Below are 13,355 nucleotides of genomic sequence, written 5' to 3' on the forward strand. Positions count from 1 at the left end.
TTTGCATGACGAAACTTCGTCACCTGGTCTGGATGTTGATCGCCACGGGCGCACTCGTGCTGTCGACGTCGCAAGGCTTTGCCCAGAGCCGCCCGGATGCCGACGAGCCGGGGCTGGTCGCCGACGACAGCTACGAGCTCGATCCGGAATGGCAGAAGCAGGTCGTGTACTACCGGACCAACGAGGCGCCGGGCACCATCATCGTCTCCACCGCCGAACGCCATCTCTACCTCGTGCAAGGCAACGGCCGTGCGCTCCGCTACGGCATCGGCGTCGGCCGCGACGGCTTCACGTGGCAGGGGCTGGTGACCATCACCCGCAAGGCCGAGTGGCCGGATTGGACCCCGCCGCCGGAAATGATCGCCCGCCAGCCCTATCTGCCGCGCTTCATGGCGGGCGGCCCGGGCAATCCGCTCGGCGCGCGCGCGATGTATCTCGGCACCACGGTGTACCGCATCCACGGCACCAACCGGCCCGACACCATCGGCACCGCGATCTCATCCGGCTGCTTCCGCCTGGTCAATGCCGACGTCGCCGATCTCTACAACCGCGTTCCCGTCGGCACCAAGGTGATCATCCGGCAGAAGCCCGAACTGTAATCTCGACCCACCCGCCTTCGATATCCGACCTGTTTTTCCCCGATCATTCGCGAGAGAGAACCCATGCGTACATTTCGAGGCGGCCTGACGATCGGGCTCGCGGTCGCCGCGCTGGTTGCGGCCGCCGCCATCACCTATGAGCGTTACGACACCCGCACGCTGAAGCGCACCGTCCGCCGCGGCGACGTGCTGTGCGGCGTCAACAAGGGCCTGCCGGGCTTCTCGATCCCGGACGACAAGGGCAACTGGACCGGCTTCGACGTCGACTTCTGCCGCGCGGTGGCTTCGGCGATCTTCGACGATCCGTCGAAGGCGAAGTTCGTTCCGCTCGACGCCAGCGAACGCTTCAAGGAGCTGCAGAACCGCAAGGTCGACATCCTCTCGCGCAACTCCACCTGGAGCATGTCGCGCGAGACCAATTACGACCTCTATTTCCCGGCGGTCGCCTATTATGACGGCCAGGGCTTCATGCTGCCGCGCTCGCGCAACATCGATTCGGCGCTCGACCTGAACGGCAGCAAGGTCTGCGTGCAGGCCAACACCACGACGCAGCTCAACCTCGCCGACTATTTCCGTGCCAACAACATGAAGTACACGGAGATGAAGTTCGACAAGCTGGAGGATGTCGTGAAGGCCTATGACACCGGCCAGTGCGACACGCTGACGTCGGACGCCTCGCAGCTCTATGCGCTGCGGCTCAACCTCGCCAAGCCGAGCGACCACACCATCCTGGCCGACATCATCTCCAAGGAGCCGCTGGCGCCGGTGGTGCGCTTACGCGACGACGACTGGATGATGATCGTGAAGTGGACGCTCTACGCCATGATCAACGCCGAAGAACTCGGCATCACCTCGAAGAATATCGACGAGGCGCTGAAGTCGAAGAAGCCGGAAGTGATGCGGCTGGTCGGCACCGAGGGCTCCTATGGCGAGGATCTCGGCCTGACCAAGGACTGGGCCGTGCGCATCATCCGCCATGTCGGCAATTACGGCGAGGTCTACGACCGCAACGTCGGCGCCGATTCCAGGCTGAAGATTCCGCGCGGCATGAACCAGCTCTGGAACGCCGGCGGCGTCCAGTACGCGCCGCCGATCCGGTAAACGGCGCGTAGCCAGGCCACAGCCGCCACCACACACAACGCCGTCGTCCCTGCCTAGTGCGCAATTGCGCACTAGGCAGGGACGACAGCGAATATGCTGCACGGCTTCGGTGTCATCGCCCGCGAAGGCGGGTGATCCAGTACGCCGCGGCCCATCGGCTCAAGCACAACCGCCTCTGGAATACTGGATCGCCCGGTCGCGTCTACGCCAAGGCTTCGACGAGGCTTTCGCTTTCAGGCGCGCCGAAGCTTTAGCGGAGGCGGCGAGTCGGGCGATGACAGTGTGTTGCGTGGCGATGACGGTGAGTTGCGCGGCGGCGCCGGCGCCCTCGCTCAGTAGCCCTTGCCGCTCGCAAGCTGGTCGGTGTGGAAATTGCTGTCACCGAACAGCTCCTGGCAGACGCGGGCGCGCTTCATGAAGAAGCCGATGTCGAACTGGTCGGTCATGCCCATGCCGCCATGCATCTGCACACCTTCCTGGACGGCCAGCGTCGCGGTGGTGCCGGCGCGGGCCTTGGCGACCGAGACCGCATTGCCCGCCTTGCCCAGATCGGCATCCAGCGCCTGCAGCGCCTTGAGAACGGCGGCGCGGGTGATCTCGATATCGATGTAGAGCTCGGCGGCGCGGTGCTGCAGCGCCTGGAATTCGCCGATCGCCTTGCCGAACTGCTTGCGCTCCTTCAGATAGGCCACGGTGCGGCCGAACACCTCGTCGGAGAGACCGACCATTTCGGACGCGACCGCGCCACAGCCGATATTGAGCACGCCCTCGAGCAGCCCAAAGCCCTGATCGACTTCGCCGAGCACGCTGTCGGCATTGACCTCGACATTGTCGAACACGATGCGCGCCGCATTGTGCGAATCGACCATCGCAGTGCGCTCGACCGCGAGGCCCTTGGCCTTCGGATCGACCAGGAATAGGGTCAACCCGTTCCTGTCACCGCCGCTGCCGGCCGTGCGCGCCGCGACGACCAAGAGATCGGCGGTGTGGCCGTCGACGACGAAGGCCTTGTCGCCGGACAGCTTGAAGCCGTTGCCGGAACGCGTCGCCTGCAATTTCGTCTGCAGCGGGCGATGCTTCGCGCCCTCATCGACCGCGAGCGCCGCGAGCAGCGAGCCGTCGGCAATTTTGGGCAGATGCTGCGCCTTCTGCGCCTCGCTGCCGCCGCGCGACAGCGCCGAGGCCGCAAGCACCGAGGTCGCAAGGAACGGCGAGGGCATCAAGGTGCGGCCGATCTCCTCCATGACGATCCCGGCCTCGACGCAGCCGAGCCCGCTGCCGCCGAACTGGTCCGGCACCAACAGGCCGGAGAAGCCCATCTCGGCAAAGGTCTTCCAGAGCTCGCGCGAGAAGCCGGTGGAGTCCTTGCTGTCGCGCAAGGCGCGCAGATGCGCCACCGGCGCCTTGTCGCTGATGAGACCGCGCGTACTGTCGCGCAGCATGGATTGTTCTTCGGTGAGGACGAGGGCCATAGGGAATCCGATCTAACGTTCGAAGCTAATATGTCTAAGTTCGTCATTCCGGGATGGCCCGAAGGGCCAGGCCCGGAATCCATAACCACGATCGGGGTTATGGATTCCGGGCTCGCGACTGCGTCGCGCCCCGGAATGACGGGGTGGTGAAACGGTGCCTCACGCCCCCGGCAGATCGAGGATGCGCTTGGCGACGATGCCGAGCATCACCTCCGAGGTGCCGCCCTCGATCGAGTTGGCCTTGGTGCGCAACCAGGCGCGCGGACGGGCGCCGCCCCTGGAGCGGTCGCTCTCCCATTCCAGCGCGTCGATGCCGCCCGCCGACATCAGGATCTCGTAGCGGCGCTTGTTGAGCTCGGTGCCGTAATATTTCATCGCCGACGAGAACGCCGGATGCGACTGGCCCGCCTTGGCGAGATCGACCGCGCGCTCCGCCGCAGCAGCAAGCGCGGCCTCGTCGACCTCGAAGCTCGCGATCTGGCTGCGCAGCTGGGCGTCGTCGAGCTTGCCTTGCGCGTCCGCGCCGACCGAGTCCGCCGCGATCTGGCCGAGCGGACGGCCGACGCCGCGCTCGCCCATGCCCGAGATCATCGCACGCTCATGCTGCAGCAGGTATTTCGCGACATCCCAGCCGCGATTGACGGTGCCCACGACATGCGACTTCGGCACGCGGACATTATCGAAGAAGGTTTCGCAGAACGGCGAATAGCCGGAGATCAGCAGGATCGGTTTCGTGGACACGCCCTTCGAGGTCATGTCGAAGAGAATAAAACTGATGCCGTCGTGCTTCTTGGCCGCGGGATCGGTGCGCACCAGGCAGAAGATCCAGTCGGCATAGTTGGCGTAGGAGGTCCAGATCTTCTGGCCGTTGATGATGTAGTCGTCGCCGTCGCCGACCGCGCGGGTCTGCAGCGAGGCGAGGTCGGAGCCGGCGTTCGGCTCGGAATAGCCCTGGCACCAGCGGATCAGGCCCGCGGTGATCTTCGGCAGATGCTCCTTCTTCTGCTCCTCGGTGCCGTATTGCAGCAGCGCCGGTCCGAGCATCGAGATGCCGAACGAGGTCAGCGGCTGGCGCGCGCCGATCGCCGCCATCTCCTGGCGCACGATCTTGGCTTCCTCGCCGTCGAGGCCGCCGCCGCCATATTGCTTCGGCCAATGCGGCACGGTCCAACCCTTGTCGCGCATCCGCTCGAACCAGACCCGCTGCGCGTCCGACGAGAATTTCGCGTTGCGGCCACCCCAGAAGGTGTCGCCGTCGGAGGTCATCGGTTTGCGCATCTCCGCCGGGCAGTTCTGCTCCAGCCAGGCGCGGGTCTCGGCGCGGAATTTCTCGAGGTCAGCCATGGTGCGTTTCCAGTCAAAATCGTCGAATTGGAATCGACCTTAGCCCTGCGCGGCCGCCGAGTTCAATATGCCTCGCAGCCGCGCCATGCTCTGGCGTCGCTACTCACCTTGCGCGATCGGGTGTATCGCCGAAGTGGGGTAACGATTGAAAAACAAGAGGAAACGGACATGCGGCTGAAGCTGCTTTCGCCTAGCGAAATGAACCCCGCCCAGAAAGAAACCTACGACGAGTCGATCTCCGGCAAGCGCGGCGCGCCACCGGCGCCGATGATGGCCTGGCTGAACAGCCCGGAGATGGCGCGGCATGCCACGCGGCTCGGCGAGGTGCTGCGCTTCGACACGGTCTTCCCGCCGAAGCTGTCGGAGATCGCGATCCTCGTCACCGCCCGGCACTGGACCGCGCATTACGAATGGTATGCCCACAAGCGCCTCGCGCTGAAGGGCGGCCTCGATCCGAAGATCATCGAGGACATTCGGGTGCGCCGGACTCCGACTTTTGACGATCCCAAGGCCAAGATGATCTACGACGTCGCCAAGGCGCTGCACGAAGGTCATGGCCTGCCGAAGGGACTGTATGACGAGGCGGTCGAGGTGCTGAGCCTGCGCGGGCTGGTCGAGGTGATCGGCCTCTGCGGCTACTACACCATGGTGTCGATGACGCTGAACACGTTCGATTTCCAGCTGCCGGGCGGCGAGTTGTCGGAGCTCTGCTAAAGCGCGATGAGATCAAGTTGAAACGTCATCGCGCTTTAGCTTCTTGTTTGAGCATGATCTTTTCGGAAAACCGCTTCACACTTTTCCGGATCATGCTCTAGGCTCAGCCGGCCGTGGCGCCGTTCGGAAACGCTGGGTTTCAGGATGGATTGCTCCGGCCCCGGCAAATCCGGACTATATCAGGCGGCGAAGCCTTGCCCCTGACGGCACGGCGTTGATGCCAACGGAGCCAGCTCATGCCGGAAAATCCCCCCATCATCGCGGGCACGCGGATCGGGCATGTCCACCTCAAGGTCGCCGATCTCGAGCGGGCGCTCGGCTTCTATTGCGGCGTGCTCGGCTTCGAGTTGCAGCAGCGCTTAGGGACCGATGCGGCTTTCATCTCGGCCGGCGGCTATCACCACCACATCGGCCTCAACACCTGGGAGAGCAAGGGCGGCCATCCGCCGCCGCCAGGCACCACCGGCCTGTTCCACACCGCCATCCTGTATCCGACCCGCCCGGCGCTCGCCGACGCGCTGCATCGCGTGCTGTCGGCCGGCATCCAGCTCGACGGCGCCAGCGACCACGGTGTCAGCCAGGCGCTCTATTTGCGCGATCCCGACGAGAACGGCGTCGAGCTCTATTGGGACCGCCCCGAGGCCGAATGGCCGCGCAGCGCGGATGGCAAGCTTTCGATGTTCACGCGGCGGCTGGACCTGGAGGATCTGCTGAAGCAGCGGGCGGTGTAATTCCGCAAGGCGGATTGTAGCCCGGATGAAGCGGAGCGAAATCCGGGGCTCGCTCCACGACGCGATACTGCCCCCGGATTACGCTTCGCTCCATCCGGGCTACAAATTTGTCAGACTGACGAGCCAGCCGACCGCGTAGAGCCCAACGCCGAACACCGCATGCGTCAGGAGGCTCTGCAGCCGCGCGGCCCATGGATGCGGCGTTCGGCTTGCGGCAAAGCCGGCGCCCATCGCCGGCTGCATCACCAGGAACGGCGCGGCCACGCTGGCGATCCCGACCATCAGGGCCGGAGCGATGCTGGGGTGCCGCACCCAATCAAGGCCGAAGACCGCAAGCAGCACGCCGGCAAAGCCGATCCCGATCAGGTAATGCGCCGCCCATCCGATCACCCGTTCGCCCGAGACCTGAGGCGACGCGGCGATGCGGTCGTGGCGCAGGCGCCCGGATGCGAGATGGCCGAGCCAGCGGCCGACCAGGGCATAGTCCAACGGCGGCATGCCGAGCAGGCGCTTGCGGACCCATCCCCAACTATCCATCACGACCGTCGCGCCGGTGCCGATCAGCACCGCGCGCGCCAGAAAGTCCACGGCGTCAGCCATGCGCGGCCTCCGCCGGTGCGCGTGCTGTGACCATCCAGCAGGCCGCGGTGAAGCGAATTTCATTGCCGTGGATGTAGCGATCGAAGGCGCCGCGCACGGCCTCGATCACCTGGGTGCGACGCGGCTCCTCCATCCCCTGCAACATCGTGCCGACCGGGCCGAGCCAGCTCACATAACGGGTCAGCTCCGATGCCGGAAAGCGCAAGGCGACATCGACCGGCTCGATCGCGATCGCGCCCCAGCCGCTGTCCTCCAGGATGCGCACGACCCGCTCCCGGTCGGCGAAGCCGAACTGCCCCGGCGCATCGGGACGCCGCGCCGGAAGATCCGGCAGCAGCGGCTTTGCCGCCCGCTCCGCCGTCGTCATGAATGGGTTCTCAACCGCACCGCGCCACGCGATGAAGCGGAGCGCAGCATCTGGCCGGGCCGCGCGGCGCAGATTGGCGAAGGCCTGCACCGGATCGGCAAAGAACATCACGCCGAGACGCGAGATGATCATGTCGAAGCGCGCCGGCGCAAGGCCATGGGTCTGCGCGTCGGCGCGGATGAAGTCGGTAGATAGCCCTTCCCGCTCCGCGCGGTCACGCGCCGCCGCGATCATCGGTTCGGAGATGTCGATGCCGGTGCAATGCCCCCGCGGTCCGAGGGCTTGCGCAATGGCGAATGTCGTGGCGCCCGTGCCGCAGCCGATATCCAGCACATAGCCGGCCGCGACGTCGACCACCGCCCGAACGAGCAGCTCCTCAAGCGGCTTGAACATCCCCTCCAGCACGTCGCGGGTCTCGACCCAGGCGCGTCCGGCAGCGCCGTTCCAGAGTTTGGCCTGCTCGTCCTCGGCCTGCGGTGCGATACTCATGATCTCGTCCTTTTGCGAATTGCCTGTCCTGATGCTTGCCTTCGGCAAGCGCCTGGCGGCACACTGCCAGTTCAAGTGAACTTGAGGTCAAGGCCATGCGGGACATCGACATCGCGGAGGTGGCGCAACTGTCGGGCGTTCGCGCCTCGACCTTGCGCTTCTACGAGGAAAAGGGACTGATCGCCTCGCATGGACGGCGCGGGCTGCGCCGGCTGTTCGATCCGGCCGTGCTGGACCGGCTGGCGCTGATCGCGCTCGGGCGCGCCTCCGGCTTCTCGCTCGACGAGATCGCGAGAATGTTCGCGCCCGACGGACGGCCGCGCATCGACCGGAAATTGCTGGCAGCCAAGGCCGACGACCTCGACCGCACCATCCGCCGGCTCAACGCGATGCGCGACGGCCTGCGCCACGCCGCCGTCTGTCCCGCGCCGAGCCATATGGAATGCCCGACCTTCCGCCGCCTGCTGCGGGTCGCCGCGGCCGGGAAGATCGGCGAGAAGAAGAAGGCGAGGAAGGCGCCGCGCAAGTCGAGATCGTAGCCCGGATGAAGCGCAGCGAAATCCGGGGAGTCCCTCCGCGGGTCGACCTGCCCCGGATTACGCTTCGCTCCATCCGGGCTACAGTCTTCCGCGGGTCATGATCGCCGCCGCCGCGATCAGCTCCAGGCCGATGCAGCCGTAGAACGGCAGCGTGTAGCTGCCCGAGAGGTCGTGCAGCAGCCCGATCACGCCGGGGCCGAACGCATAGGTGATCTGGTTGATCGCGGTGATCAGGCTGACCAGCACGCCGAACGCGCGCGGGTCGAACTCACGCTGCACGATCAGCGCCGGCAGCGTGATCAGATTGCCGACCGAGAAACCGAACAGCGCGCAGGCGGCAATCTGCGCGATGTCGTTGTGCACATTGATGATGATGACGAGCGCGATCGCCTGGCTGACAAAGGACAGCGCCGACGCCAGCCGCTGGTTGAGCCGGTCGATCACGAAGGAGAAGGAAACGCGGCCGACCACCGCCATCGCGGTCAACAGCGCCATCGCCACCGTGGCGCGCTCGCGGCCGATCACCTGATCGAGGTAGGCGATCAGGTGAACGATGAAGCCGACCTGGGCGAACAGCACCAGCGCGAAGGCAATCGAGACCGAGAGGAAACGGATGTCGCGCAGGGCCCGGGCGCGCACCTGGGTCGCCGACGGCGCATCGGCCGCCGCTGACGTCACTGCGTGCAGATGCACCGGCGGCCGCCCGACGAAGATCAGGATGACAGGCACCATCACCACGACGAGCGCCACCGCGGCCGCGATCATCGCACCGGAGAAGCCGAAAGCGCCGATCCCCGCCACCAGCAGCGGCACGCCGACGATGCCGCCGAAGCTCGCGCCGTTCAGCGCCAGGCTGATCGCCATGCCGCGCTTCTTGTCGAACCAGAGGCCGAGCGTGTTGGTGATGATGCCGAGGCTGGTGCCGGCCCAGCCGAACGCCAATAGCGCATCGGCGAGATAGAGCTGCCAGGGCTCGCGCACCTCGCCGATCGCAACACCAGCGACCGCCATCGCGAGGGTACCCGCGATCAGGCAGCTGCGCGCACCGAACGCCTTGATCGCCTCGCTGACAAAGGCCACCAGCGCGGCGCCGAACAGATAGAAGAAGGTGGTGCCCGACGAGATCAGCGACGCCGGCCAGCCGTGCAGCCGCTGCAGCTCGGCGACATAGACGCTCTGTCCGTAGAAGCCCAAACCCCAGCCGAAGGTCGCGAGCAGGAAGCAGACGACGACGATGCGCCAGCCCTCATAGCCGAGCGCGGATTCGTCATGCAGCGTGGGTGATGATGCGTCCATTTCTTGCTCTTGCTTCTCACATCGTCAGGACCGGATTAATCCGTTCCCACGATGTGAGCAGCCTTGCAAGCCGGTCATTTCGAAACCGGTCGAAGTGTCAGCAATTGGCAGCAGGGATCAAAGACTGAGATCCGGGATCTCTTCCACCGCACGCAATTTCGCCCGTCGCTTGGCGAATGACGCCAGCGACAGCACGGCAAGCCCGAGCAGCACCGGCGGAAACACCACCATGTTGACGGCGTTCCAGCCGTAATGCGCGAGCAGCTGGCCCGACGAGAACGAGCCGATCGCCATCATGCCGAACACGAGGAAATCGTTGAACGCCTGCACCTTGTTGCGCTCCTGCGGCCGGTGCGTCTCCAGCACCAGCGCGGAGGCGCCGACGAATGCGAAGTTCCAACCGATGCCGAGCACGAGCAGCGTCGCCCAGAAATGCGGTGCCGTGATGCCTGACAACCCGATCATCGCGGCGACAGCCTCGAGCGCCAGCCCGAGCGCGACGATGACGGGCGCACCGAACCGGGCGATCAGCGAGCCCGTGAAGAAGCTCGGGCCGTACATCGCCACGATGTGCCACTGGATGCCGAAATTGGAATCGCTGACCGACAATCCGCACATCTTCATGGCGAGCGGCGCCGAGGTCATTACCAGATTCATCATCGGATAGGCGATCACGCCGCACAGCGCGGCGGCGATGAAGCGCGGTTGCCTCGCGATCTCGCGCAGGGGGCGGCCGCCGTGCAGATCCGCCGCGGCGGGCTTCGGCGCGTCGACACCCGACAGCACCGCCATCGCCACCAGCGCGACCAGCGCCTGCATCACGAAGGAGAACGCGAACAGATAAGGCGGCCAGATGTCCATGGTCCATTGCACGAGCTGCGGCCCGAGCACGCCGGCGAATACACCGCCGGCCATCACCCACGACACCGCCTTGGGCCGGAACGCAACACTGGCGCCGTCGGCGGCGGCAAAGCGATAGGACTGCGCGACGGCACCGTAGAGGCCGCCGAGGAAGGTCGCGCCGCAGAACAGCCAGAACGACGAGTGCAGGATCGCCCAGGCGCCGAGCGCACCGGTGAGCGTGCCGCAGAAGGTGCCGACGATGAAGGCGACCCGCCTGCCATAGGCGCGCGAGATCGCGCCGGTCGGCAGCGTGCCTGCGGCAAGCCCCAGCACATACATCGAGAGCGGCACCGTCGCGAGCGAGATGTCGGGCGCCAGCGACGCACCGACGATCGAGCCGGTGGCGAAGATCACGGCCGAATTGGCGCCGGTCAGCGCCTGCGCCGCCGCAAGCCGCCACACATTGCTGCGCGCCCGCGCATCATCGCTCGCCTCATCCGCAGCCGTCACGTCGATCATCTGAAGTCCCGCCTCGAAGCCCCGGCGGGAGCCTCCAATCGCGCGCACTATGGAGAGCGGTCGCAGGCCGATCAACCGGCGCAAACGGACGTACGCCATGCGGGAGGCGCACGAGGGTTAGCCCTGCTCTCACGCGCTATCGCAGGCCCGCACTCTATTATTCCCGTCATCCTGAGGTGCGAGCGCAGCGAGCCTCGAAGGATGCACGGCCCCGCTGGTGGCCGTCGACCCTTCGAGACGGCCGCTGCGCGGCCTCCTCAGGGTGACGGTAAGAAAGTTTGTCGCTCGATGATCAATAGCCTACCGCGCAGGCTTCTTGCCCGGCCGCTTCTCGGCGCGCAGCGCGCCGGTCTTGTGAACCTTGGAGCGCGGCGCGATCGGGGCGCCGCGCGGATAGCCGCCCGGCCATTCGAGCGCGAGCGAGCTCGCAAAGCCGAAGAAGCTCGAACGGCTCATACCGAGCTCGGCGGCGCGCTTGTCGATGCGCGCGATCAGGCTCTTCGGCAGATAGACGTTCACCCGCTCGGACGGATCGGGCGGGTCGACGCCGACCATGAAGAAGGCGGCGACGTCGGAGCCCTTGGGCGGCACGATCCGCTCGATCGGCGTCGGCTCCGGCAGCGCGCGGCCCTGCTCGACCCAGCCGTCCACCGCCTGCGCCAGCGCATGCTCGGCACGCTCGATCGCCTCTTCCTGCGACTTGCCGCCGGCGACGCAGCCGGGAAAGTCCGGAAACCACGCCCCGAACGCGCCGCGCGGCCCGCGCTCCAGCACGGCCGGATAAAGCCGTCTCTTCATTCTGGCCTCCGTCGTTGGAGTATGCTATTTCACACACCTCGGTGTGTCAAATGACACAACACGCGATCGCAGGAGAGCGCGGCAATGGACCCGCAAGCCGAACTTCGCATCGTACGTGCCGCCTACGCCAGGCAGATCATGGCCGCCGCCAACATCGTCGATGCGCGGGTGATGGAGGCCTTCGCCGCCATTCCGCGCGAGGACTATGTCGGCCCGGGACCATGGATGATACTGCGATGGTGGACCCGCGACTATGTGCCAACGCCGGATGCCGATCCGGTCTATCTCTACACCAACGATCTGGTCGCTTTGCTGCCCGAGCGGCGCCTCAACAACGGCCAGCCGTCGCTGCACGCTCATCTCATGCACCAGGCCGCGCCCGCGGCCGGCGAGCATGTGGTGCATATCGGAACGGGCACGGGCTACTACACGGCGCTCCTCGCGCATCTGGCCGGACCGACCGGCCGCGTCACCGGCATCGAATACGACCCGGAGCTTGCCGCGCGCGCCCGCGCCAATCTCGCCCCCTATCCGAATGTCGAGATCATCGAGGGGGACGGCACGCGCGCATCGTTCGATCCAGCCGACGTGATCTACGTCAATGCCGGCTGCACCCGGCCGGCCGCGCGATGGCTCGACGGGCTTGCCGACGGCGGCCGCCTGATCCTGCCGCTGACATCGGATGAAGGATTCAAGGGCGGTGCGCCGGAGCAGATCGCGCGCTCCGGCGCGGTGTTCCGTGTCCGGCGCGAGGGCGCACAGTATCAAGCCACCTGGATCTCACCGGTCGCGATCATTCCCTGCGACGGTGGCCGCGACGAGGCGTCGGAAAAGCTGTTGGCCGAAGCCTTCGCGCGCGGCGGTTGGCAGAAGGTGACGCGGCTTTATCGCGATGCCGAGATTCCCGACGGACGCTGCTGGCTGCGCGGCGTCGGTTGGTGCCTGGCCTGGGACTGAGCCTCGCAACGCGCGTTAGCCGATCGGTCCGCGCAAAGCGCGGCCCGAGGATGGGCTCCTCGTCGCGCGCCGCTTTTCGCCATACCCGGGCAGGCGTCCGGTCCAGAAGGCTTTCAGCGCATCGGCCAGATCGCGCGGATTGTCTTCCTGAACATTGTGGCCCGCGCCCGCGATGCTGACGCACCGCCCCTCGCGGAAGCGCGCGGTGAATTCCTGGGCCGCATCTTCGCTGACGATGAGGCTTTCACCGCCGCGCGCCAGGAGAAACGGGACGGCGATATCCTGTACGCGTGCCTCGAAACCGGCGAGATGCTCCAGGATGGCCGCATAATCCGCCGGACGGCGCTGGTCGCGCTTCCACGTCAGGCGCCCGTCACGACCGCGCTTCAACAGGGCTCGCATCCGGTAACGAAGGCGTTCCGGATCGCTCCGCGGGCTCACCGCAAGCGCCATCTCGACCACATCGTCCACCGTCGCGGCACCGGGAAAATCCGCGATGAAGGCGCGCATCCGTGCCGTTGCGGCAAACACCGGCCGCGAGATCACATCGATCATCGCAAGGCTTTCGGTACGCTCCGGGTAGCACAGCGCAAATTCGCATCCGACCGTTCCACCGAGCGACATGCCGGCAATGTGTGCGCGCTCGATCTGCAGGCCGTCGAGGACCGCAACGAGATCCTTCGCATAACTCTCGATGGTGTAAGTGTCAGTCCAGTCGCTGGCGCCGTGACCGCGCATGTCCAGCGCAAGCAGGCGGAAATCGTCCCGTAACGCCACGGCGACATAGTCCCAGGTTTGGGCGGTGAGCGCGCCACCGTGCAGCAACACGGCCGGAGGTCCTTCGCCGCCCCAATCGAGCAGATGGATGTTCGGTCCATACGGCACGCGAAGCTTCCGCGAACGCGGTGGCGTGAGGTCGGTTGCGGCGATCCCGAGCCGATCGACTATTGTCGCCAGCGCCTCGGGATGCCATTCGTCCATGACCA

14 protein-coding genes are annotated in these 13,355 nt (G+C 66.2%); 6 read left to right on the forward strand and 8 right to left on the reverse strand.

Going from position 1 to position 13,355, the window contains the following annotated elements:
- Positions 1 to 5: 5 nt before the first annotated feature.
- Together ACOIX3_RS39690 and ACOIX3_RS39695 are read left to right on the forward strand one after the other, a co-directional pair.
- On the forward strand, positions 6 to 599 hold the full coding sequence (locus ACOIX3_RS39690; protein WP_229167489.1) for a L,D-transpeptidase: 594 nt from the start codon (positions 6 to 8) through the stop codon (positions 597 to 599).
- 63 nt (positions 600 to 662) lie between these two features.
- Positions 663 to 1,700: an amino acid ABC transporter substrate-binding protein gene (locus tag ACOIX3_RS39695; RefSeq protein WP_420967420.1), complete on the forward strand. Its 1,038-nt coding sequence runs from the start codon at positions 663 to 665 to the stop codon at positions 1,698 to 1,700.
- Between the two features lie 332 nt (positions 1,701 to 2,032).
- Here ACOIX3_RS39695 and ACOIX3_RS39700 read toward each other — a convergent pair whose 3' ends face one another.
- Both ACOIX3_RS39700 and ACOIX3_RS39705 read right to left on the reverse strand, forming a co-directional pair.
- Positions 2,033 to 3,172: an acyl-CoA dehydrogenase family protein gene (locus tag ACOIX3_RS39700; RefSeq protein ID WP_420967421.1), complete on the reverse strand. Its 1,140-nt coding sequence runs from the start codon at positions 3,170 to 3,172 to the stop codon at positions 2,033 to 2,035.
- A gap of 159 nt (positions 3,173 to 3,331) precedes the next feature.
- Entirely contained in the window at positions 3,332 to 4,516 is a 1,185-nt protein-coding gene (locus ACOIX3_RS39705) for an acyl-CoA dehydrogenase family protein (RefSeq protein WP_420967422.1), read from the reverse strand.
- Positions 4,517 to 4,684: 168 nt separating this feature from the next.
- Here ACOIX3_RS39705 and ACOIX3_RS39710 point away from each other — a divergent pair, with 168 nt between their 5' ends.
- Both ACOIX3_RS39710 and ACOIX3_RS39715 read left to right on the forward strand, forming a co-directional pair.
- On the forward strand, positions 4,685 to 5,230 hold the full coding sequence (locus ACOIX3_RS39710; RefSeq protein ID WP_420967424.1) for a carboxymuconolactone decarboxylase family protein: 546 nt from the start codon (positions 4,685 to 4,687) through the stop codon (positions 5,228 to 5,230).
- 236 nt (positions 5,231 to 5,466) lie between these two features.
- Positions 5,467 to 5,961, forward strand: coding sequence for a VOC family protein (locus ACOIX3_RS39715; RefSeq protein WP_420967425.1), 495 nt, complete (start codon positions 5,467 to 5,469; stop codon positions 5,959 to 5,961).
- Positions 5,962 to 6,060: 99 nt separating this feature from the next.
- Here the strand turns inward: ACOIX3_RS39715 and ACOIX3_RS39720 are convergent, their stop codons facing one another.
- Both ACOIX3_RS39720 and ACOIX3_RS39725 read right to left on the reverse strand, forming a co-directional pair.
- On the reverse strand, positions 6,061 to 6,561 hold the full coding sequence (locus tag ACOIX3_RS39720; protein WP_420967426.1) for a DUF2938 domain-containing protein: 501 nt from the start codon (positions 6,559 to 6,561) through the stop codon (positions 6,061 to 6,063).
- Positions 6,554 to 7,417: a class I SAM-dependent methyltransferase gene (locus ACOIX3_RS39725; RefSeq protein ID WP_420967427.1), complete on the reverse strand. Its 864-nt coding sequence runs from the start codon at positions 7,415 to 7,417 to the stop codon at positions 6,554 to 6,556. Before ACOIX3_RS39725 ends, ACOIX3_RS39720 begins: the two co-directional genes overlap by 8 nt.
- Before the next feature lie 95 nt (positions 7,418 to 7,512).
- Here ACOIX3_RS39725 and ACOIX3_RS39730 point away from each other — a divergent pair, with 95 nt between their 5' ends.
- Positions 7,513 to 7,956 (forward strand): helix-turn-helix domain-containing protein, encoded by a 444-nt coding sequence (locus ACOIX3_RS39730; protein ID WP_420967428.1) that lies wholly within the window; start codon positions 7,513 to 7,515, stop codon positions 7,954 to 7,956.
- A 78-nt stretch (positions 7,957 to 8,034) separates the two neighbouring features.
- Here the strand turns inward: ACOIX3_RS39730 and ACOIX3_RS39735 are convergent, their stop codons facing one another.
- From ACOIX3_RS39735 to ACOIX3_RS39745, 3 genes are all read right to left on the reverse strand, one after another.
- A complete protein-coding gene (locus ACOIX3_RS39735) occupies positions 8,035 to 9,252 on the reverse strand; it encodes an MFS transporter (RefSeq protein WP_420967429.1) in 1,218 nt (405 codons plus the stop codon).
- A 117-nt stretch (positions 9,253 to 9,369) separates the two neighbouring features.
- On the reverse strand, positions 9,370 to 10,614 hold the full coding sequence (locus ACOIX3_RS39740) for an MFS transporter (protein WP_420967430.1): 1,245 nt from the start codon (positions 10,612 to 10,614) through the stop codon (positions 9,370 to 9,372).
- 300 nt (positions 10,615 to 10,914) lie between these two features.
- Positions 10,915 to 11,412, reverse strand: a complete 498-nt coding sequence (locus tag ACOIX3_RS39745) for a type II toxin-antitoxin system HicB family antitoxin (protein WP_420967432.1) — start codon at positions 11,410 to 11,412, stop codon at positions 10,915 to 10,917.
- 84 nt (positions 11,413 to 11,496) lie between these two features.
- On the opposite strand from ACOIX3_RS39745, the gene ACOIX3_RS39750 reads away from it, so the two are divergent.
- On the forward strand, positions 11,497 to 12,369 hold the full coding sequence (locus ACOIX3_RS39750) for a protein-L-isoaspartate O-methyltransferase family protein (protein ID WP_420967434.1): 873 nt from the start codon (positions 11,497 to 11,499) through the stop codon (positions 12,367 to 12,369).
- Between the two features lie 15 nt (positions 12,370 to 12,384).
- On the opposite strand, the gene ACOIX3_RS39755 is transcribed toward ACOIX3_RS39750, so the two are convergent.
- Positions 12,385 to 13,350, reverse strand: a complete 966-nt coding sequence (locus tag ACOIX3_RS39755) for an alpha/beta fold hydrolase (protein ID WP_420967435.1) — start codon at positions 13,348 to 13,350, stop codon at positions 12,385 to 12,387.
- Positions 13,351 to 13,355 lie beyond the last annotated feature (5 nt).

The sequence above is a fragment of the Bradyrhizobium sp. B120 genome (genome assembly GCF_049075665.1).
Lineage (GTDB): Bacteria > Pseudomonadota > Alphaproteobacteria > Rhizobiales > Xanthobacteraceae > Bradyrhizobium.